Source organism: Saccharothrix longispora, assembly GCF_030852425.1.
GTDB classification, from domain to species: Bacteria; Actinomycetota; Actinomycetes; order Mycobacteriales; family Pseudonocardiaceae; genus Actinosynnema; species Actinosynnema longispora.
Genome location: NZ_NSDM01000015.1, coordinates 1 through 19,515, shown reverse-complemented (window position 1 = coordinate 19,515; position 19,515 = coordinate 1). Strand labels below are relative to the sequence as shown.

Genomic DNA, 19,515 nt, shown 5'->3' with positions numbered 1-19,515 from the left:
TTTTTTATGACGTAAAGTGATCGCGGGAACAGTACTTTACGGCGTAAGGAGTGACAAGTGGTGGTGTACGCCGGGCAGGGGGACCCGCGTCGGTCGATGCGGCTGCTGTGGCGTGCCGCCGAGGACGCGGGCGAGGGGGGCGCGGGCGTCGCGCGGCCGGGGCCGAGGCCGGGGTTGAGCGTGGAGGCGGTGGTGGGCGCCGCGATCGCGATCGCCGACCGGGACGGGATGGCGGCGTTGTCGATGCGCGCGGTGGGGGAGCGGCTGGGGCGCACGGCGATGGCGCTCTACACCTACGTGCCGAACAAGGCCGAGCTGATCGACCTGATGTGCGACCGGGTGCAGCGCGAGCTACCCGTGGACTACCCGCTGGGTGGTGGGTGGCGGCCGGCGCTGGAGGCGTGGGCGGCGGACACCCGGGCGTTCTACCTGCGCCACCCGTGGGTGTTGCAGGTGTCGCAGGCGCGGCCGGTGCTGGGGCCGGGTGAGTTCGCGGCGCTGGAGGCGCTGCTGCGGGTGCTGCGGGGGACGGGGCTGCCGGTGGGGGTGCTGCGGGGTGTGGTGGGGGCGTTGACGCAGTTCGTGCGGGGTGCGGCGGCGGTGGTGTCGGACGCGCGGCGGGCGGCGGCGGACACGGGGGTGTCGGACGAGGAGTGGTGGTTCGCCCGGTCGCCGGTGCTCGACGAGGTGGCGCCGGACTTCGGCGAGCGGTTCCCGCTGGCGGCGTGGATCGGCGTGGAGGAGCCGCCGCCGGTGCCGGGCGACCCGTGCGCGTCCTACCTGGAGCGCGGGGCGGTGGAGAGCTTCACGACGGGGTTGGCGGTGCTGCTGGACGGCATCGAGGTCGCGGTGGCCCGCCTCGGGGACGGGCCGCCCTCGTAGGCGGCGCACGCCGGGGACGGGCCGGCGTCGTGGACGTCGACCCGTTCGCGACCGTCGTGGTCGGCCGGTCAGGTCCCGAGCACGCCGTCGCCGAGCTCGCGCGCCACGTCGAGGTGCCCGGTGTGGCGCGCGTACTCCTGGAGCAGGTGGAACAGCACCCAGGCGAGGGTGGGCCGCGGCGCGTCGGTCGCGGTCCAGCGGGCCACGCGGTCGGTCAGCGCGGCCCCGGCGGCGATCTCGCGGGAGCGGGCGCACTGCTCCAGGTAGAAGGCGCGGATGCCCTCGGTGGTGTCGCCCTCCCCGACCGCCCACTCGGCGCGCGGCACGTCGGGGTCGCCGTACGGGCGGTCGACGTCCTCGCCGCGGAAGCAGTGGCGCAGCCACCGCAGCTCGACGTGGGCGAGGTGCTTGAGCATCCCCAGCGGCGTCCAGCCCGAGGGCAGGCGGCTGGTGCGCAGCTCCTCCTCGGACAGGCCGCGCAGCTTGCGCAGCACCGCCTCGCGGTAGAAGTCCAGGTAGGCGTGGAGCAGCTCGGCGGGGTCGGCCAGCTCGGGCGAGGGTTCGGCGGGCACCGGCAGCCGCGCCGCGACCCGGTCGCCGGTCGTCTCCGCCACCGCGCCCGCCTTGGTCAACAGGGCCAGCGCCGCGGCGTTGTCGGCGGTGGTCTCGGCGACGAGGGTGCGCACACCCCGTCTCGGCGCCAGCTCCAGGAGGCGGTGCAGGGCGGCGAGGCCCACGCCGGCGCCCCGTGCGCGCCGCGCCACCCAGATGCCGGTCTCGCCCGCGTCGGTGAGCCGGATCATGCCCACCGTGCGGTCGTCGTCGACGATCTCGTAGGCGTCGTCCCGGAAGCCCCGGTAGAACTCGCGGAACTCGTCGGCCCGGTCCGGTGTCCAGCCGGGCGGCATCACGTCGGCCGGGTCGGCGTCCTCGACCGCCAGGGCGAGGAGCCGCTCCACGCCCTCGTCGTCCACCTGCCGCAACCTGATCACGCCGTCGACTCCTTCTCCGGGGGTGTGCGGAAGCGCGGCACGACGCGCGTGCCGCCGAGCCGGGCGCGGCGTCGTCCGTCGATCCCGGCGGGGGTCATCCGCCCATCCTGCGCGATCTACCCTGTGCCCCGGAACGGATCGCCGGAACACCCTGGGCGCCGCTGGGCCCGGGTACCGCTGGACGAGGACGCGATGTCGGCTACACGGTTGCTGGTGCTCGGCGTGGTGCGCGGCTACGGGCGCGCCCACGGCTACCTGATCGGCAACGACCTGATGTCGTGGGGCGCGGGGGAGTGGGCCAACGTCAAGTGGGGTTCGATCTACCACGCGCTCAAGCAGCTCACGAAGGACGGGCACCTGCTCGACCGCGCCGTGCCGCCGGGCCGCACCGACTACGAGATCACGCCGCGGGGCGACGCCGAGCACGGGCGGCTGCTGCGCGACGCGCTGCGCCGCCCCGAGACGCGTCCCGACCTGCTGGCCGCCGGGTTGGCGCTGCTGCCGTCGCTGACCCGCGCGGACGCGGTCGGGCTGCTCGAACAGCGCCTGGCCGCGCTGGAGACCCGTCGCGCCGCCGCCCGCGCGCAGGCCGAGGGGTGGCGCGGCCCGGCGCACGTCGCCGAGCTGCACGGGCTGTGGGAGCACGCGGCGGCGGGCGGCGCGGACTGGACCAGGGGGCTGCTCGACCGGCTGCGCGGCGGCGCGTACGCCATGGCGGGCGAGCCGGGCTCGCCCGGTGACCCCGGCAGCTGGGGTAGGCTCAAACTTGAATAGCCGGGCGTGAACAGCCGGGGGGAGCCCTGAACACCGGGTTGGAGCGGTACGCGGCCGTCTTCGAGGCCGCCGACCCGCCGCGGACGTCCACGATCGCCTTCTACGCGCACCCCGACGGCGAGCCGGGCCTCCCGGCGGACACCGAGGTCGTCGTGGCGGGCCCGGACGGCGCGCGGCGGTCCGCGCCCGCCGTGCGCGTACCGCTGACCGAGGCCATCCCACTGCTGAGCCGGGCCCGCCGCACCGGCCGCGCGCACCCCGCCGCCGCGTTCTGGGGCGCCGCCGTCGTGCTCGCCCTGGGCCTGGTCGCCCGCGGCCGGGTGCGGCCCGCCGTCACCGACGGCGACTTCGACGCCTGGCTGCTCGCCCCGCTCGACGCCGCAGACCACGCCCGCGTGCGCGACCTGGCCCACGCCATGCCGCCGCACGCCCGCGCCGTCCCGCTGGCGGGCCGCGACCCCGCCGAGCTGCCCGACGCCGAGCCCCTCCTGCGGGCCTTCCTCGACGCCGTCGCCGACACCATGCCGCGCGGCGCGGCGGCCGTGCACGCCGCCGGGGCGCCCGCGTTCGCCTCGCCCGAACCCCAGCGGGTGCCGCACCTGCGCGGCTGGGCCGACCAGGGCGTGCGCCTCTCCCTGCGGGTCGAGGGCGACGAGCGGTTCCGCGTCGTCGTGCAGGTCCACAACCTCGCCGACCCCACCCTCGTCGTGGACGCCGCCGAGCTGTGGGCGGGCGCCAACCAGCGGCTGCGCGCCGACGCCACGGTGGCCCTGCGCCGCGCCGCCCGCGCCTACCCGCCCCTGGAACCGCTGCTCGACCGGCCCGTGCCCGACGCGACCGACCTCACCGACGGCGACGTCGAGCTGCTGCTCACCACCGGCGCCGTGCGGCTGGCCGGCGCGGGCGTCGACGTGCACTGGCCCAAGGACCTCGTGCGCGACCTCACCGCCAGGGTCGTGCTCGGCGGCGACCGCGGCGACCGGCCCGGGTTCTTCGGCCCCGACCAGCTCACCGCGGTGAACTGGCAGCTCGCCCTGGGCGACGACCCCCTCACCCCCGAGGAGCTGGACCGCCTCGCCGAGGCGCACCGGCCCGTCGTGCGGCTGCGCGACCGCTGGACCCTGGTGGACCCCGAACTGGCCCGCCGCGCCCGCGAACGCGTTCTCGCCCCCGTCACCGCCGTCGCCGCGCTCGGCGCCGCCCTCACCGGCACCGTCGAGGTCGACGGCGTCGAGGTACCCGTCGCCACCACCGGCCGGCTCGACGAGCTCAAGGCCGAACTGGCCCGCGAGGAGCGGGTCGACCAACCCGCGGCGCTGCGCGCCACCCTGCGCGACTACCAGTTGCGCGGCCTGGCCTGGCTGCACCGGATGACGTCGCTGGGCCTGGGCGGTTGCCTGGCCGACGACATGGGCCTGGGCAAGACCGTCACCCTCATCGCCCTGCACCTGCACCGCGCCGGCCGGCCCGGGGGCGGCGGCCCCACCCTCGTGGTCTGTCCGACGTCGCTGCTGGGCAACTGGCAGCGCGAGGTCGAGAGGTTCGCGCCCGGCGTGCCCGTGCGCCGCTACCACGGCCCCGGCCGCGACCTGGTCCGCGATGCCGACCACACCGGGTTCGTCCTGACCACCTACACCACCATGCGGCTCGACGCCGACGCGCTCGCCGGGCACGAGTGGGACCTGGTCGTCGCCGACGAGGCCCAGCACGTCAAGAACCCCGCCTCCGACACCGCCAAGGCCCTGCGCCGCATCCCCGCCCGCGCCCGCGTCGCCCTCACCGGCACCCCCGTGGAGAACTCCCTCTCCGAGCTGTGGGCCGTGCTCGACTGGACCACACCCGGCCTGCTCGGCACCCTGCCCCGGTTCAGGGCGCGCTGGGCCAAGCCCGTCGAGGTCGACCGCGACGCCGACACCGCCGCCCGGCTGGGCCGCCTCGTCGCGCCGTTCCTGCTGCGCCGCCGCAAGACCGACCCCGGCATCGCGCCCGAGCTGCCCGCCAAGACCGAGACCGACCACCCCGTGGCGCTCACCCGCGAGCAGGCCGCCCTCTACGAGGCCGTCGTGCGCGAGCTGATGGCGGAGATCGCCGACTCCTCCGGCATCGCCCGCCGGGGCAGGGTCGTGCGCCTGCTCACCGCCCTCAAGCAGGTGTGCAACCACCCCGCCCAGTACCTCAAGGAGGGCTCGCCGGTGCTCGCCGGGCGCTCCGGCAAGCTGGAACTGCTCGACGAGCTGCTCGACACCATCCTCGCCGAGGGCGGCTCCGTGCTCGTGTTCACCCAGTACGTCGCCATGGCGCGGCTGCTCGAACGCCACCTCGCCGCCCGCGGCACCACCACCGCCCTGCTGCACGGCGGCACGCCCGTCGCCGCCCGCGAGGACGTGGTCCGCCGCTTCCAGGACGGCGGGGTGCCCGTGTTCCTGCTCTCCCTCAAAGCCGCCGGCACCGGCCTCAACCTCACCCGCGCCGACCACGTCGTGCACTACGACCGGTGGTGGAACCCCGCCGTGGAGGACCAGGCCACCGACCGCGCCCACCGCATCGGCCAGACCCGGCCCGTGCAGGTGCACCGCCTCGTCGCCGAGGGCACCGTCGAAGACCGGATCGCCGCCATGCTGCGCGCCAAGCGCGACCTCGCCGACTCCGTGCTCACCCGCGGCGAGGCCGCGCTGACCGAACTCACCGACGCCGAGCTGGCCGACCTCGTCGAGCTGCGCGCGACCGACCACGGGGGCGGCCGGTGAGCGGGCGCGTGAGGGGCTTCCCCGCCTTCGGCAAGGGCGTGCGCCACGCCCGCAGCTGGTGGGGTCGGGCCTGGCTCAAGGCGCTGGAGGACACCTCCCTGGACCAGGCGCCGCTGCGGCAGGGCCGCAAGTACGCCCACGCCGGGCTCGTCGGCACGATCACCGTCAGCCCCGGCCGGCTCGACGCGGTCGTGCACGACCCCGACGACACCTACCGCACCACCGTGCGCCTCACCCCGCTCACCGACGCCGAGTGGCGGCGCTTCTTCGACCGCGTCGCCGGCAAGGCCGGGCACCTGGCCGCGCTGCTCGACCACGAGGTGCCGCGCGACCTCGTCGACGCCGCCGCCGACGCGGGCGTGCCGCTGCTGCCCGGCATCGGCGACCTCGACCCCGAGTGCACCTGTCCCGGCTGGGAACTGCCCTGCCGCCACGCCGCCGCCCTGTGCCACCAGGCGTCCTGGCTGCTCGACGCCGACCCGTGGGTGCTGCTCCTGCTGCGCGGGCGCGACCGCGACGAGGTCGTCGCCGGAGCCCGCCCCACCACCACCGGCACCCTGGCCACGACCGCCTACGCCGCGCCGCCCGTCACCCTGCCCGACGACCCGCCACCCGCCGGGCCGGACCCGCTGCCGGAGTTCGACCCCGCGCCGGGCCTCGACCCCGCCGTGCTGCGCCTGCTCGTCGCCGACGCCGCCGCCAAGGCGCGCGACCTGCTGGCCACCGGCCGCCCGCCGGCCGCCGACGAACGCCGCGACCGCATCCGCATGGCCGCCACCCACCCCGCGCTGCGCGACCTGCCCGAGGTGCTCGACCGGCTCGCCGCCGACCCGCGCGCCGTCCGCGCCTGGCAGCAGGGCGGCCCGGCCGCCCTCGACGTCCTGGAACACCCCTGGACCCCCGACCGGGCCGAGACCAACCGCGCCCGCACCGCCTGGGACCGCGCCGAGCTGCCCGCGCCCACCGTCCGCGCGAACCGGTGGACGGTGCCCGGACCCGACGGCGACCGGCAGCTGCGCTACGGCCGCGACGGCCTCTGGTACCCGTACCGCGCCCGCGCCGGGCGCTGGTGGCCCACCGGTGCCCCGACCCGCGACCCGGCCACCGCGTTCACCGATCCCGACTGATCCCCGACGCCGGAGAACCGGACCGGGGCGCCGTGCCCGTCCGCCCGGCCGGGAGTGCGACGACGCCGCGTCGACGCCACCACACCTGTGGTACCACATCTGTGGTGGCGTCGACCTGCGGCGGGAGCCCGCCCGCGCGGCTCCGGCGGCACTGGGGGTTGCCGCGGTCGCCGTGCGGGCGGGCGGGGTGCGGGGACCGGCCGAGGTTCCGAGCCGACGGCCGCCCCGTCGCGCACCCCGTGACCGCACGGGGTGGAGCGCTCACCCGGTGCGGGGGAACGCGCCTCCCCCGCGCGCCGCGGTGCGTTCGGCCCTCCCCGGCGACCCCGCACCACGCGATGCCGGGAGTCTTGCCCCCGCACCGGTGAGGGGTCAACGGAGACCCCGGGGCGACACGGCTCACCGAGGTGAGCGAACACTCCCCCCACGGGTGAGTGTGCAATACCGTGATCGCCCACGGCGGGTATGCGCCGCGCCGGGGGACGTGCCGAAGGGGGAGTACCCACGTGGTTCCGGTACGCGAACGGCTGCTCGACGCGGGGCAGGCACTGCTGTTCGAGGACGGTTTCAAGGTCCTCAACCGGGGCCTCAACGTCGCCGAGATCGCCGCCCGCGCCGAGGTCAGCGAGAAGACGTTCTTCGCGACCTTCGGCGACAAGGGCCGCTACGTCGAGGAGCTGCTGGTGCGGTTCAACCGCCCACCCGCACCCCGGGCGGGGACGGTGGTCGACGTCGTCGAGCAGGCCCTCGCCGAGACCAAGGGCGACCCGAGGCGCCTGCTGCGCACGGTGTCCACGTGGAACTACGAGCTGCTGCGCGCCGACCCCGCCACCCTCATGCAGCTGGCCACCGTCGTCCTGGGCCGCGGCCACCAGGGCGCCCTGCGGCGGCTGCGCCAGACCTACGCCGCCTACGACCAGGCCGGCGTGCGGGTCTACCGGTCCATGCTCGCCCGCTGGAGCGCGTCGCTGCGCGCCCCGTTCACCCCCGAACAGCTCGCCGTCGTGCTCACCGCCCTCGTCGAAGGGCTGTTCCTGCGCCACCTCGCCGATCCCGACGCCGTGCCCGACACCCTGCTCGGCGACACCGTCGTCGCCCTCGTCGGCGCCCTGCTCGACCCCGAACAGGGCCATGGCCACGTGGACGACGCCATCGCGCCCCTGGCGGACGAGGTCGTGCGCGCCTACCGCGTCGACCGCCTCGACGGCCTGCCCGACAACCCCCGCAACGCCGTCATCGCCGCCGCCCGCCACGAGTTCGCGGCCCGCGGCTACTACGCCACCACGCCCGACCACATCGCCGCCCGCGCGGGCGTCCCGCTCACCGTGCTGAGGCAGCTGTTCCCGGTGAAGGCGTCCATCGTCGTGGGCGCCCTGCGCCCCGGCTGCGGAGAGCTGCGCTCGCTGCTCGACGACGACCTGGCCCTGGGCGTCGCGCCGCGCCACCTGCTGCGCCGCCACCTCGAACGCCTCGCCGCCTTCACCCTGGGCAACCGCGAGTTCGCCGAGGCCCTGGTGATGGCCGTCGTCCACGACACCGCCACCGACGACACCACCGACGGGATCAGCCGCGAGATCGACCTGGCGGGCATGCTCGTCCCCGTCATCGAGGCGGGCCGCGCCCGCGGCGACTTCGGCGCCGACCACGACCCCGCGACCCTGGCCCGGACGCTCACCCACAGCACCCTGCTGCACTGCCTGACCCACCGCGACGGCACCGCCGCCGAGCACGTCGACGCCGTCGAGGCCCTCGCCCTGCACGGCCTGCTCGCCCGCGCCGCGCCGGACGCGCCACCGGGCCGGTGACCGGGCCCGGCGCCCGGACGACCGGGGCCCTAGGTGATCAACCCGGGCACCACCGCGGCGGTCCGCCTGCGCCGCAGCCAGACCTTGCGGGAACCGTCGCCGAACAGCAGGGTCCGCGACAGCTCCCAGCCCGCGAACTCCGCGTGGATCGTCAGCTGCGTCGTCGCCGTGCGACGCGAGACCCCGGCCGGCAGCCGCAGCGGCCGGTACTCCCAGTCCCCGTCGACCACCGCTTCGTCCATCACCCGATCACCTGCATCCCTTGGCCGTCCCCGGACGCGACGAACACGCGCCCGCTGCCTGGATCAACCGCCACCGAGTCCGGCTGCCGGACCGCGGCGTACCGGTGGCGCTCCACCGGATCGGCCCCCGAGACGTCGAAGGCCACGACCTCGTTGCGCTCGGTGAGCGTCACCCACAGCAGGTCCCGATCGGCGTCGTAGGCCATCCCGTACGGCGCGCCCGGCAGGGGGTAGCGCAACCGCATGATCAACGGCGAGGTGGAGAACGACATCAGCTCGCCGCCCCGCGTGTCCACCACGAACACCCGGCCGAACCGGTCGGCCACCGCGTTCGTCGCGCCGTCGCCCGCCCGCAGCCCCGCGCCGGGGGTCTCCGAGGTCGTGTCGAGGTCGAACACCGCGCTGCGCGGCCGGTCCAGCACCACGGCCGCGTCACCCGCCACCACCAGCCGGTCCGGGCTGGAGATGCCGCGCACCACGTGCTCGCCGCCCGACCCGCCCAGCACCGACACCTGCCTGGCGTCGCGCTGGGCCACCAGCACCAGGTCGCCCAGCCGCGCCACGTCCACCGGCCCGCCCGACACCGACCGCGACGACGACGTCCCGTCCGGGGCCACGGTCACCACGACCCCCGCCGACGGGACGGTCGCCTCGACCGCGTCGCCCACCGCCACCAGTCGCTCCGCCGGCCCGGGCAGCGCCGCGGTCACCGGTCCGGCCAGGGACGACGGGAAGAGCAGCACCGACGGCGGCTCGGCCACCGCGACCGCGACCCGCCCGCCGGCCACCGCCACCGACGTCGCGGGCCCCGCCGGCAGCACGACGCCCTCGGGGGTCGCGGACTGGGCGGGGGAGACGGCGGGACGGGCGGGTTCCAGCGTCGCGGCCACCTGCAACGGATCGGCCGGGTTCTCCTCGGTCGCACAACCGGACACCACCAGGGCTCCGGTGAGCACTGCCGCGGCCAATCGGCGCAACGTCGGACCTCCTACGCGTAACCCGTTCGCTCACTGCCCTCCCAGCATCCATCACCGAACAGCCATCGTCACGCAGGGGGCGGGTGTTGTCGTTGGTCCGCGAAGGTGATAGTCGGCCCCCGCCCGTACCCGCGGGGGCACCGCGACGATCATCCCCGGTGACACGGGAGGAGTCGGATGACCGTCGAGGAGTTGCGCGCCCGGCACGTCGCACTGCTGCGCGCCCGGCGCGTGGTGGACCACCTCGACGCACCGGGCGCGGCGGACGAGCACACCGAGGGCTACCGCACCTGGACCCAGGTGGCCTCCGACCCGCTGACCCGCCGCCTGGCGCGGCTCGTCGACGTCCGCGTGCGCCCCGCCGCCTACCGGCCCGCGCACCTGCGCGACCAGCAGCGCACCCTCGACGCCCTGCAACCCGAGGTGCTGCACCTCGCCCGCGCCGCCGGCCTGCGGCCCACCACGCCGGTGCTGGCCGGGGTGTTCCCCACCGGCACGCTGGACGGGCTGAGCGTTCCCGTGCCGGGTCGGGGCGTCCTCGTGCTGGTCGACACCGCCGCCCTGGACCTCCTGGGCGGTGTGCTCAAGATCATGACGGGGGCGCTGCCGCACTACGGCACCCCGCCGCTGCTGACCGCCTCCCAGACCTCCTACGCCCTCGCCGAGGCCGTCAACGCCTACCTGTACGGCAACGGCGCGGTCGAGGCGCGCCGGCTGCCCGGCCTGTCCGGCCAACGCCTGGCGCTGGTCGGGCTGATGTCGCGCCGCGCCACCCAGTTCCTGCTGGCACACGAGGTGGCGCACGTCCTGGCCGGCCACCTGGTGCACGCGCGCCGCCGCACCGACCCGGACACGCCCGTGGGCGCCCTCGACGCCCAGGAGGTGGGGTGGTCCCGCGAGCACGAGGCGGACCGGCTGGCCGCCACGATGCTGCTGCACACCCTCGACGACCTCGCCCCGCGCGAGCTGGACGTGCACGAGCCGTGCCTGGTCGCCGCCGTGCTGCTGGTGCTGTTCCTGCACGAGGTCACCGACCGGCTGGCGGGCGAACTGGGGCTGGCCGTCCCGTTCGCGGGCACCCACCCGCCGCCGGTGCGGCGCGTCCGGTCCCTCGTGGGGCACGTCGCCGCCCACGTGCGATCGCCGCGCGCCCTCGACCTGGCCGCCGACGTCGCCACCTGGCTGGAGGAGCAGCTCGGGGGCGTGCGCGACTGGTTCCGCCGCGTCGACGAGGCGATGGCCTAACCGCGGCGGCACCACCTCTGCGGGACCACCTCTGCGGTGTCAGACCAGCGGTCGCTCCGGGTAGCCGAACTCCACCGCGCTCACGTCGTCCAGCGCCGAGCGGATCGCCGGCGGCAGCTCCAGGTCCTCCGCCGCCAGCGACCCCAGCAGCTGGGACGTGTCGCGCGCGCCCACCACCGGGGCCACCACGCCCGGCCGGTCGCGGACCCAGGCCAGTGCCACGCACAGCGCGTTGGTGCCCAGCCCGTCCGCCGCGGTCGCCACCGCCTGCGTGATCCGCGCCGCCCGCTCCGTGCGGTGCTGCTCCACGTACCCGGCGAAGTGCGCCGACGCGCCGCGCGAGTCCGAGGGCGTGCCGTTGCGGTACTTGCCCGTCAGCACGCCCCGCCCGAGCGGCGCCCACGGCAGCAGCCCGATGCCGTGGTGCTGCGCGGCGGGCACGACCTCCCGCTCCACGCCCCGCTCCAGCAGCGAGTACTCCACCTGCGTGGACACCAGCGGGGTGTGCCCGGGCAGCGCCGCCGCGGTGCCCAGCTGCCAGCCCGAGTAGTTCGACACGCCCGCGTAGCGCACCCTGCCCGAGGACACCGCGGTGTCCAGCGCCGACAGCGTCTCCTCCAGCGGCACGCCGGCGTCCCACGCGTGCAGCTGCCACAGGTCGACGTGCTCCACCCGCAGCCGCCGCAGCGAGCCGTCCAGCGCGTGCAGCAGCGCACCCCGCGACGCGCCGCCGCCGAACGGGCCGTCGTTGCGCCGGGCCACCGCCTTCGTCGCCACGACGAGCTCCTCGCGCGGCACGACCTCGCCGATCAGGCCGCCCAGGATGCGCTCGCTCTCGCCCTCGACGTACACGTCGGCGGTGTCCACGAGCGTGCCGCCCGCCTCGGTGAAGGCCATCAGCTGGGTGGCCGCCTCGTCGGCGTCGGTGTCCCGCCCCCAGGTCATCGTGCCCAGGGCCATCCGGGAGACCCGCAAGCCGCTGCGCCCCAGGTATCGCTGTTCCACGCGGCGCAGCCTAAGGGGTGATCGACATTCCGGCGGGATGTGGCGCGCGCTTGTCAAGGGCGAATCCCGGGGACACCCGCCCACCCGGCCTGGCGGAGGGGGTTACCGACCGGTACGGTCCGCGTGTGCGACTGGGACTGAACCTCGGGTACTGGGGCGCGGGCAACGACGCCGCGAACCTCGAACTTGCCAAGGAAGCCGACCGCCTCGGCTTCTCGGTGGTGTGGGCCGCGGAGGCGTACGGCTCCGACGCGCCGACCGTGCTGGCCTGGGTCGCGGCCCAGACCGAGCGGGTGGACGTGGGCAGCGCGATCCTCCAGATCCCCGCCCGCACGCCCGCGATGGCCGCGATGACCGCCGCCACCCTGGACACCCTCTCCGGCGGCCGGTTCCGGATGGGCCTGGGCGTCTCCGGACCCCAGGTGTCCGAGGGCTGGCACGGCGTGCGGTTCGACAAGCCGCTGGCCCGCACCCGCGAGTACGTCGACATCGTCCGCTCCGCCCTGCGCCGCGAGCGGCTGCGCTACGACGGCGAGCACTACACGCTGCCGCTGCCAGACGGCCCCGGCAAGGCCCTCACCCTCACCGTGCACCCGGTGCGCGAGCACATCCCCGTCTACCTGGCCGCCGTCGGTCCGAAGAACGTCGAGCTGGCCGGCGGGATCGCCGACGGGTGGCTGGCGATCTTCTTCTCCCCGGAGCACTCCGCCGGGTCGATGGCCGCGCTCAGGGCCGGCCGGGAGAAGGCGGGCAAGACCCTCGACGGGTTCGACGTCGTGCCCACCGTGCCGATGCACGTCGGCGAGGACTGGCGCGCGTGCGCCGACCACGTCCGCCCCTACGCCGCGCTCTACGTCGGCGGCATGGGCAGCAGGCAGAAGAACTTCTACAACGACCTCGCCGTGCGCATGGGCTTCGCCGCCGAGGCCGCCGAGGTGCAGGACAAGTACCTGTCCCGCGACTACGCCGGCGCCCAGGCCGCGCTGCCCGTCGAGTTCCTCGACTCCACCTCGCTGCTGGGGCCGAAGGAGCGCATAGCAGACCGCATGAGGGCCTACGCCGAGGCGGGGGTCACCACCCTCACCATTTCACCCATGCTGCAAGATCTGGAGCAGGGGGTCGCCGCGCTGCGCACGGCGACCGAAGCTCTGGATCTGGCAGGAGTGGGTAGTTGAGCTGGTTGCAGGCCATTGTCCTCGGACTCGTCCAGGGACTCACGGAATTCCTGCCCATTTCCTCGTCCGGCCACATCAGGATCGTCTCCACGCTGTTCTTCGGCAACGACGCCGGTGCGTCGTTCACCGCGGTCATCCAGCTGGGCACCGAGGTCGCGGTGCTGATCTACTTCGCCAAGGACATCGGCAACTTCATCGCGGCGTGGTTCAAGGGCCTGTTCAGCAAGGCCGCCCGCGCCTCCGAGGACTACCGGATGGCCTGGTACGTGATCATCGGGTCGATCCCGATCAGCGTGTTGGGCTACCTGTTCAAGGACGAGATCCGCTCGTCGCTGCGGAACCTGTGGATCACCGCGACGACGCTGATCGTGTTCGGCCTGCTGCTCGGCCTCGCCGACCACTTCGCCTCGCACATCCGCAACAAGCTCCAGCTCAAGGACGCGGTCGGCATGGGCCTGGCCCAGGCCATGGCGCTGATCCCCGGCGTGTCCCGCTCCGGCGGGACGCTCACCGCCGGCCTGTTCCTCGGCCTGGACCGCGCCTCGGCCGCCCGCTACTCGTTCCTGCTGGCGCTGCCCGCGGTGTTCGGCGCGGGCATCTTCAGCATCCCGGACGTGCTCGACCGCGCCGAGCCCAACGCCGCCTCCGTGCCGCAGATGGTCGTGGCCACGATCGTGTCGTTCGCGGTCGGCTACGCCACGATCGCGTGGCTGCTGCGCTACGTCTCCAAGCACAGCTACTCGGTGTTCGTGTGGTACCGGCTGCTGCTGGGCATGGTCCTGATGGGGCTGCTGTCGATGGGCCTCATCAACGCCACGTAGGGAACGCCGCATAGGGTTGGTCCCGTGGCCACCGTGATCCTGCTGCGACACGCCCGATCCACCGCGAACGGGGCGGGCGTGCTCGCCGGCCGACAGCCCGGCGTGCGGCTGTCCGACAAGGGCGAGGAGCAGGCGCGCGCGCTCGTCGACCGGCTCGCCGGCGTGCCGGTGCGGGCGGTCGTGACCTCCCCGCTGGAGCGCTGCCGGCAGACGCTGGCGCCGCTGCTCGCCGAGCGCGGCCTGGAGCCCGTCGTCGAGCCCGGGCTGGCCGAGGTCGAGTACGGCGAGTGGACCGGCCGCGAGATCAAGGACCTGCTCGCCGAGCCGCTGTGGAAGGTCGTGCAGCAGCACCCGTCCGCGGCCGTGTTCCCGGGCGGCGAGGGGCTGGCGACCGTGCAGGCGCGCGCGGTGGCCGCGATCCGGGCGCACGACGCCCGCGTCACCGCCGAGCACGGGCCGGGCGCGGTGTGGGTCGCGTGCAGCCACGGCGACGTCGTCAAGGCCGTGCTCGCCGACGCGCTGGGCGTGCACCTGGACGGGTTCCAGCGCATCGTCGTGGACCCGGCGTCGCTGTCGGTCGTGCAGTACACCGAGACGCGGCCGTTCGTGCTGCGGGTCAACGACAACGGCGGCGACCTCTCCGGCGTGGTGCCGCCGCCGGAGCAGGAGGAGCGGGCACCCTCCTCCGACGCCGTCGTGGGCGGCACGACCGGCCCGTGACGGCGTCCCCGCGAGCAGCGCGTGGCCCCCGGACAGTGCAGGGTAGTCCGGGGGCCACGGTGTGTCGGCCGGGGCGGGCGGCCTCGTGATGACGATCGTATTGGTGTTAATGCGCAGGTAAATGCCCTCTTGGTGGACGGGACGCGGCCGGCCTCGGCGGCGTCGGGGCGCCCGGAATGCCGCCCGGACCCCTGAAACGTGCTAAAACCGCAGCTCAAACTATGTGGAAACACGTCGGAAACACGGGGTGGCAAGCCCGCGCACGCCGTAGTGCGCTGATCCGTTCGGTCCGCGCCGATGGTCGTGGCGGTGTTTACAGTTAACGACGCCCCGTGGGCTTTCGGTCACAGTCCGAGGCGGGTGACGGCGTTGTCCCCCAGCGGGTTCGCCGTCCGGATGTGGCGGTGCACGGTCCGCGGGTTGGTCCAGCGGCCCTGTCGCACGATCTCCCGGTCGCTCGCGCCGCCCAGCGCGGCTTGCGTGGCGAACCCGGCGCGCAGCGAGTGCCCGCCGAACAGCGCCGGGTCCAAGCCCGCCTTGAGCGCGTAGCGCTTCACCAGGTCCGACACGGCCCGGTCCGACACGGGACGGGTGCCGAGCCGGCCGTACCGGCTCACCGAGGGGAACAGCGGCCCGCTCAAGGGGCCCGGCCGGTAGCTGTGGCAGCGGTGCGTCGGCGGCGCGTCGCCCCCGTCCTGGAGCAGGGACCGCGGGTCGGCGGCGGCGAGCACGTCGGCCCAGTCGGCGAACGCGCACACCGGGCACGTCGGCCGCCGCGCGCCCCGGGGCAGCACGACCCGCTGCCGGTGCGCGCCGGTCTGGTCGGTCTTGGTCACGCCCAGGTCGACCAGCAGCAGCGGTTCCTGGGTGCGCGGGTCCACGTCGACGGTCACGTCCTCGAGCCGCAGCCCGGCCGGCTCGCTGCGGCGCAGCGCGCCGGCGAAGCCCACCACCAGCAGCAGCGCGTCACGGCGGCGTGCACCCCGGTGGGCCAGCCGGGCGGCGGGCGTTCGGCGAGCAGGGCCTCCAGCGTGCCCAGCAGCACGGGCCGCTTGCGGCGGGGCTGCGCCTGCCGGGTGCGGCGGATGCCGCGCAGCGTCAGCCGCACCACGTCCGACCTGGTGGGGGAGGGGAGGCCGCCCGCGGCGTGCACGGCGGCGATGGCGGCGGCCTTGCGCTCCAGCGTGGAGGGCCGGAACGCGGGGGAGCCGTCGTCCTTCGTCGTGTCCGCCGCGACCGCCAGGTACACCGCGACGTCCCCGGGGTCCCCGGGCAGCGCCTGACGGCCCTCCGCCTGGCACCACGCGGCCCACGCCACCCAGTCGGAGCGGTAGGCGCGCAGCGTGTTGGGGGACTGGGCGGCGTGCAGGTACCCGGCCAGCGCGGTGGCCTGCTCGTCGTCGACGCGCCGCCTGACCTGCTCCAGGGCGGCGAAGTCCACCAGGACCGCGTGGGTGACGCGGTCCAGCTCGGCGCGCACCGGTTCGGGCAGGCTCACCCGGCGACCCTGGCACTCCTTGATCGCTTCGATGCCTTCAGCGAGACATGAGAAACCGCCTTGCGGCGGTCGCTACTATGCGAGACCGTGCGCGCCCTACAACACCCGGACGTGGAAGACCTTGAGCTGGCCGCGGTTCTGACGGCGCTGGCCGATCCGGTCCGGTTGCGGATCGTGGCGGAGTTGGCCCGCTCAGGCGGCATCGTGTGCGGGCAGTTCGACGTGCCGGTGAGCATGTCGACGCTGTCCCACCACCTGAAGGTGTTGCGCGAGGCGGGCGTGCTGCGGGTGACGCCGCAGGGCAGCTACCGCACGCACGAGCTGCGGCGCGAGGAGATGGAGACCCGGTTCCCGGGCGTGCTGGAGTCCATCACGCGGGCGATCGTGCCGCCGGCCGCCTGACCCGGTGCCGTCGCGGTCCGCGGCGGCACCGGGTCGGTCAGGTTCAGGTGAACAGGCAGAACGGGTGCCCGGCGGGGTCCAGCAGGACGCGCACGTCGTCCTGCGGCTGGAACCCGGCCACCGTGGCGCCCAGCTCCTCGGCCCGCGCGCAGGCGGCGACCAGGTCCTCCACCTCGATGTCGAGGTGGACCATCATCTGCTGGTCGCCCTCCCCAGCCGGCCAGGTGGGGCGCCGGTACCGGCGCTCGGTCTGGAAGGACAGCCCCGTCCCGCCGTCGGCGGGGCGCAGGGTGACCCAGTCGGGCTCGTCGTGGGCCACCTGCCAGCCGAGCAGGTCCCGGTAGAAGCGGGCGAGGGCCTGGGGATCGGGTGCGTCGAGGACGGTCGCGGCCAACTTCATCGGCCCAGTTTCACCTCTCCGGGTGATCTCCGCATCCGCTGTCACCTCAGGTACCAATGGTCTCGATAACTTCAGTGTCAACCAAAAGAGTGAACAAACCGAAGACCGGTGAAAAGGGAGACGACCAGTCCAGGACAAAACGCACGGACGAGGGCATCAGCCGACGACGACCACGTCCCCGGGCCGGGCGACCGGGGCGCCGGCGCGTTCGGCGGCCTCGGTCTCGGTGAGGGTGTGGCCGACGTGGGTGAGCAGGAGCCGGTCGGCGGACCTCCCGGCGCGGGCGGCGTCCTCGGGGGCGCAGTGGTGCGGGCCGGTGCTGTCGGCCTCGCACAGGAACAGGTCGGCGTCGTCGGCGAGGGCGTCCAGGGCCGGGCAGGGGCCGGTGTCGCCGGAGTAGGCGAAGACGGTGCCGGTGTCGCGGTGGGTGGCGCGCAGGCCGAAGGCGGGCAGGCCGTGCTCGACGGCGTGGCTGGTGAGGGTGAGGTCGCCGACGTCGGCGCGGTGGCCGTCGTGGAGTTCGTGGACCTCGAAGGCGGTGCCCGCGGGGTTGGGTGCGGCGCCGTGCAGGTAGGTCTCCAGGCGGGCGGCGAGGCCGGGTGGGCCGTAGAGGGGCACGGGGGTGCGCGGGGGGAGGTCGGCGAAGAGGAGTGCGTAGTAGTAGGGGAGCAGGTCGGCGGTGTGGTCGGCGTGGGTGTGGGAGATCCAGACGGCGTCGACGTGGTCGGGGCGGCAGGTGGTCTGGAGGGCGGCGAGGGTGCCGGGTCCGGCGTCGATCCAGAGGGTGGTGTGGTCGGTGCGCAGGAGGTGGCCGGAGCAGGGGTTGTGGGGGCGGGGGTAGGGGGTGGCGGTGCCGAGGACGGTGAGGGTGGTGGTCACGCGGCAGTGTGGCGCAGGACGTGGACGCCCGCCGCGGTTTTGAGGTAGGCCCAGGTGGTGGTGCCGGTGGTGGTGAGGCCGACGTGGGAGGCGGAGGTGCGGTCGAGGTCGTGGGGGAGGGCGACGGGGGTCCAGGTGTCGCCGGTGCGGCGGTGGAAGGTGGGGTGGGTTTCGAAGGTGTTGTGGGTGGCGTGGACGCCCCAGGTCCAGCCGGCGGCGATGCCGTGGAGGCTGAGCCTTCCGGGGGTGTCGGGTGGGGGTACGGCGGTCCAGCGGGTGCCGTTCCAGTGGTGGAGGTGGAGGCCGTCGGTGTCGCGGACGTGGCCGAGCCAGATGTCGTCGGGTGTGGTGGCGGCGAGGCGGGCGATGTGGCCGCGTGCGAGGCGTGGGCCGGGGTGGTCGGTCCAGCGGGTGCCGTCCCAGTGGACGAGGACGGGGTATTCGTAGCTGGCGGGTCCGGCGCCGGCGAGGCCGCCGCCGCCTGCCCAGGTGTGGTGGGGGTCGGTGGTGGTGAGGGTGGTGAGTTTTTCGCGGGTGGAGTTGAGGGCGTGGTGGAGGTGCCAGGTGGTGCCGTCGTAGTGGAGGGTGTCGCGGCCGGTGCCGACGATGTGGATGTCGTGGTGGTGTGCGGTGATGGCTTTGGCCCAGGTGATGGGTGGGGTGGTGACGGTGTGCCAGGTGGTGCCGTCGTAGTGGAGGACGAGGGGGTGGCCGGCGGTGTTGCCGACGGCCCAGACGTCGTCGGGTGCGGTGGCGGCGATGCCGGCGAGGCTGGCGGGGGCGGGGAGTTCGGGGAGTGGTTCGTGCTGCCAGGTGGTGCCGGTCCAGCTGAGGACGAGGGGTGTCGAGGGGCGGCTGGTGAACACGCCGGTGGTGCCGGCGAGCCATGCGTGGTCGTCGCCGGCGGTCGCCAGGTCGGCCAGTGCGGTGCTGGGTGGCAGGGCGGGCACCGGCACGGGTCGGAACAAGCCATCTCCCCCTCGATGGTCCCCCGACTCGTCGTGGGTCCAGCAGATCGGGAGTGGGGGCGGTGCGCCAGCCGCCGAACGGCGGGTTGTGGTTGGGGCGGGTGTCGGTGTCGCGGGGGTCGCCCGGGAGGGGGGAGGGCCCGGTGTGGGGTGTCCGGTCAGGGGGTGGGGTCGCCGAGGGCGTGGTGGAGGGCGTCGATGGCGGCGCGGTAGGTGTGTTCGGCGGGGGTGGCGTAGCCGATGACGACGCCTTGGCGGCTGGTGGGGCCGGGTGCGTGCCAGTGTTCGCGCAGTGCGCCGAGGCGGAGGCCGTGGTGGGCGGCGCGGGTGAGGACGGCGTCTTCGTCGGGGACGTGGAGGAGGAGGTGGAGGCCGGCGGGGACGCCGTGGGGGGTGTGGTGGCGGAGGCGTTGGAGGAGGAGGTGGCGGCGGCGGCGGTAGCGCAGGCGGCAGGCGCGGATGTGGCGGTCGTAGGCGTGGGTGGTGATGAGGTCGGCGAGGGCGAGTTGGGCGAGGGTTTCGGTGTGGTGGTCGGTGTGGAGCTTGGCGTCGACGACGGGGTCGATCCAGTGGGGTGGTAGGACGAGCCAGCCGAGGCGGATGCCGGGGCCGAGGGTGGTGGAGGCGCTGCCGGCGTAGGCGACGTGGTGGGGTGCGGTGCCCTGGACGGCGCCGAGGGGGTGGCGGTCGTAGCGGAATTCGCCGTCGTAGTCGTTTTCGACGAGGAGTCCGCCGGTGGTGCGGGCCCAGGTGGTGAGGGCGTGTCGGCGGGTGGGGTGGAGGGGGACGCCGGTGGGGTACTGGTGGGCGGGGGTGATGACGGCGGCGGCGGCGTGGTCGGGTGGGGTGCGGGCGC

Annotated in this window: 20 protein-coding genes; 10 read left to right on the top strand and 10 right to left on the bottom strand. The window is 74.9% G+C overall.

The window, feature by feature from the left end; translation table 11 throughout:
- Positions 1-57: 57 nt before the first annotated feature.
- The gene (locus CKY47_RS29810; protein ID WP_306749646.1) at positions 58-882 is read left to right on the top strand and encodes a TetR/AcrR family transcriptional regulator C-terminal domain-containing protein; all 825 of its coding nucleotides are present in this window, start codon (positions 58-60) and stop codon (positions 880-882) included.
- Positions 883-950: 68 nt separating this feature from the next.
- On the opposite strand, the gene CKY47_RS29805 is transcribed toward CKY47_RS29810, so the two are convergent.
- On the bottom strand, positions 951-1,874 hold the full coding sequence (locus tag CKY47_RS29805) for a GNAT family N-acetyltransferase (protein ID WP_306749645.1): 924 nt from the start codon (positions 1,872-1,874) through the stop codon (positions 951-953).
- Between the two features lie 192 nt (positions 1,875-2,066).
- On the opposite strand from CKY47_RS29805, the gene CKY47_RS29800 reads away from it, so the two are divergent.
- From CKY47_RS29800 to CKY47_RS29785, 4 genes are all read left to right on the top strand, one after another.
- Positions 2,067-2,648 carry a PadR family transcriptional regulator gene (locus CKY47_RS29800; RefSeq protein ID WP_306749644.1) on the top strand — a complete coding sequence of 194 codons (582 nt, stop codon included), beginning with the start codon at positions 2,067-2,069 and terminating at the stop codon, positions 2,646-2,648.
- Between the two features lie 38 nt (positions 2,649-2,686).
- Positions 2,687-5,395, top strand: a complete 2,709-nt coding sequence (locus CKY47_RS29795; RefSeq protein WP_371320760.1) for an SCO1167/SCO6262 family helicase — start codon at positions 2,687-2,689, stop codon at positions 5,393-5,395.
- The gene (locus tag CKY47_RS29790; protein ID WP_306749643.1) at positions 5,392-6,522 is read left to right on the top strand and encodes an SWIM zinc finger family protein; all 1,131 of its coding nucleotides are present in this window, start codon (positions 5,392-5,394) and stop codon (positions 6,520-6,522) included. Before CKY47_RS29795 ends, CKY47_RS29790 begins: the two co-directional genes overlap by 4 nt.
- A gap of 506 nt (positions 6,523-7,028) precedes the next feature.
- Positions 7,029-8,327 carry a TetR/AcrR family transcriptional regulator gene (locus tag CKY47_RS29785; protein WP_306749642.1) on the top strand — a complete coding sequence of 433 codons (1,299 nt, stop codon included), beginning with the start codon at positions 7,029-7,031 and terminating at the stop codon, positions 8,325-8,327.
- 29 nt (positions 8,328-8,356) lie between these two features.
- Here CKY47_RS29785 and CKY47_RS29780 read toward each other — a convergent pair whose 3' ends face one another.
- Entirely contained in the window at positions 8,357-8,569 is a 213-nt protein-coding gene (locus tag CKY47_RS29780; RefSeq protein ID WP_306749641.1) for a DUF5703 family protein, read from the bottom strand.
- Entirely contained in the window at positions 8,569-9,537 is a 969-nt protein-coding gene (locus CKY47_RS29775; RefSeq protein ID WP_306749640.1) for a YncE family protein, read from the bottom strand. Before CKY47_RS29775 ends, CKY47_RS29780 begins: the two co-directional genes overlap by 1 nt.
- A gap of 186 nt (positions 9,538-9,723) precedes the next feature.
- On the opposite strand from CKY47_RS29775, the gene CKY47_RS29770 reads away from it, so the two are divergent.
- Positions 9,724-10,791, top strand: coding sequence for a M48 family metalloprotease (locus tag CKY47_RS29770; protein ID WP_306749639.1), 1,068 nt, complete (start codon positions 9,724-9,726; stop codon positions 10,789-10,791).
- Positions 10,792-10,830: 39 nt separating this feature from the next.
- Here CKY47_RS29770 and CKY47_RS29765 read toward each other — a convergent pair whose 3' ends face one another.
- Positions 10,831-11,796 carry an aldo/keto reductase gene (locus CKY47_RS29765; RefSeq protein ID WP_306749638.1) on the bottom strand — a complete coding sequence of 322 codons (966 nt, stop codon included), beginning with the start codon at positions 11,794-11,796 and terminating at the stop codon, positions 10,831-10,833.
- Between the two features lie 125 nt (positions 11,797-11,921).
- Here CKY47_RS29765 and CKY47_RS29760 point away from each other — a divergent pair, with 125 nt between their 5' ends.
- Genes CKY47_RS29760 through CKY47_RS29750 form a run of 3 tightly spaced genes read left to right on the top strand, consistent with a single transcriptional unit; the run spans position 11,922 to position 14,512 of the window.
- On the top strand, positions 11,922-12,971 hold the full coding sequence (locus tag CKY47_RS29760; protein WP_306749637.1) for an LLM class F420-dependent oxidoreductase: 1,050 nt from the start codon (positions 11,922-11,924) through the stop codon (positions 12,969-12,971).
- Positions 12,968-13,792: an undecaprenyl-diphosphate phosphatase gene (locus CKY47_RS29755; protein ID WP_306749636.1), complete on the top strand. Its 825-nt coding sequence runs from the start codon at positions 12,968-12,970 to the stop codon at positions 13,790-13,792. Before CKY47_RS29760 ends, CKY47_RS29755 begins: the two co-directional genes overlap by 4 nt.
- Before the next feature lie 24 nt (positions 13,793-13,816).
- Positions 13,817-14,512, top strand: coding sequence for a histidine phosphatase family protein (locus CKY47_RS29750; RefSeq protein ID WP_306749635.1), 696 nt, complete (start codon positions 13,817-13,819; stop codon positions 14,510-14,512).
- A gap of 344 nt (positions 14,513-14,856) precedes the next feature.
- On the opposite strand, the gene CKY47_RS29745 is transcribed toward CKY47_RS29750, so the two are convergent.
- Positions 14,857-15,465: a site-specific integrase gene (locus CKY47_RS29745; protein WP_306749634.1), complete on the bottom strand. Its 609-nt coding sequence runs from the start codon at positions 15,463-15,465 to the stop codon at positions 14,857-14,859.
- Positions 15,402-16,010, bottom strand: a complete 609-nt coding sequence (locus CKY47_RS29740) for a hypothetical protein (protein ID WP_306749633.1) — start codon at positions 16,008-16,010, stop codon at positions 15,402-15,404. Before CKY47_RS29740 ends, CKY47_RS29745 begins: the two co-directional genes overlap by 64 nt.
- Positions 16,011-16,121: 111 nt before the next feature.
- Between CKY47_RS29740 and CKY47_RS29735 the strand changes: the two genes are divergently transcribed.
- Positions 16,122-16,412, top strand: a complete 291-nt coding sequence (locus tag CKY47_RS29735) for an ArsR/SmtB family transcription factor (RefSeq protein ID WP_306749632.1) — start codon at positions 16,122-16,124, stop codon at positions 16,410-16,412.
- A gap of 43 nt (positions 16,413-16,455) precedes the next feature.
- Here the strand turns inward: CKY47_RS29735 and CKY47_RS29730 are convergent, their stop codons facing one another.
- The 4 genes from CKY47_RS29730 to CKY47_RS29715 form a co-directional block, all read right to left on the bottom strand.
- Positions 16,456-16,812, bottom strand: a complete 357-nt coding sequence (locus tag CKY47_RS29730; RefSeq protein WP_306749631.1) for a VOC family protein — start codon at positions 16,810-16,812, stop codon at positions 16,456-16,458.
- Positions 16,813-16,968: 156 nt separating this feature from the next.
- Positions 16,969-17,691 (bottom strand): MBL fold metallo-hydrolase, encoded by a 723-nt coding sequence (locus tag CKY47_RS29725; RefSeq protein ID WP_306749630.1) that lies wholly within the window; start codon positions 17,689-17,691, stop codon positions 16,969-16,971.
- Positions 17,688-18,659, bottom strand: coding sequence for a hypothetical protein (locus CKY47_RS29720; RefSeq protein WP_306749629.1), 972 nt, complete (start codon positions 18,657-18,659; stop codon positions 17,688-17,690). Before CKY47_RS29720 ends, CKY47_RS29725 begins: the two co-directional genes overlap by 4 nt.
- A 158-nt stretch (positions 18,660-18,817) precedes the next feature.
- Positions 18,818-19,515 (bottom strand): aminotransferase-like domain-containing protein (locus tag CKY47_RS29715; protein WP_472909123.1); only part of this gene is annotated, 698 nt, incomplete at its 5' end.

Bases quoted from the DNA above. Each gene is read 5' to 3' on its own strand.
- CKY47_RS29800 (WP_306749644.1), top strand. From the start codon at position 2,067: ATGTCGGCTACACGGTTGCTGGTGCTCGGCGTGGTGCGCGGCTACGGG.
- CKY47_RS29780 (WP_306749641.1), bottom strand. From the start codon at position 8,569: ATGGACGAAGCGGTGGTCGACGGGGACTGGGAGTACCGGCCGCTGCGG.
- CKY47_RS29770 (WP_306749639.1), top strand. From the start codon at position 9,724: ATGACCGTCGAGGAGTTGCGCGCCCGGCACGTCGCACTGCTGCGCGCC.
- CKY47_RS29730 (WP_306749631.1), bottom strand. From the start codon at position 16,812: ATGAAGTTGGCCGCGACCGTCCTCGACGCACCCGATCCCCAGGCCCTC.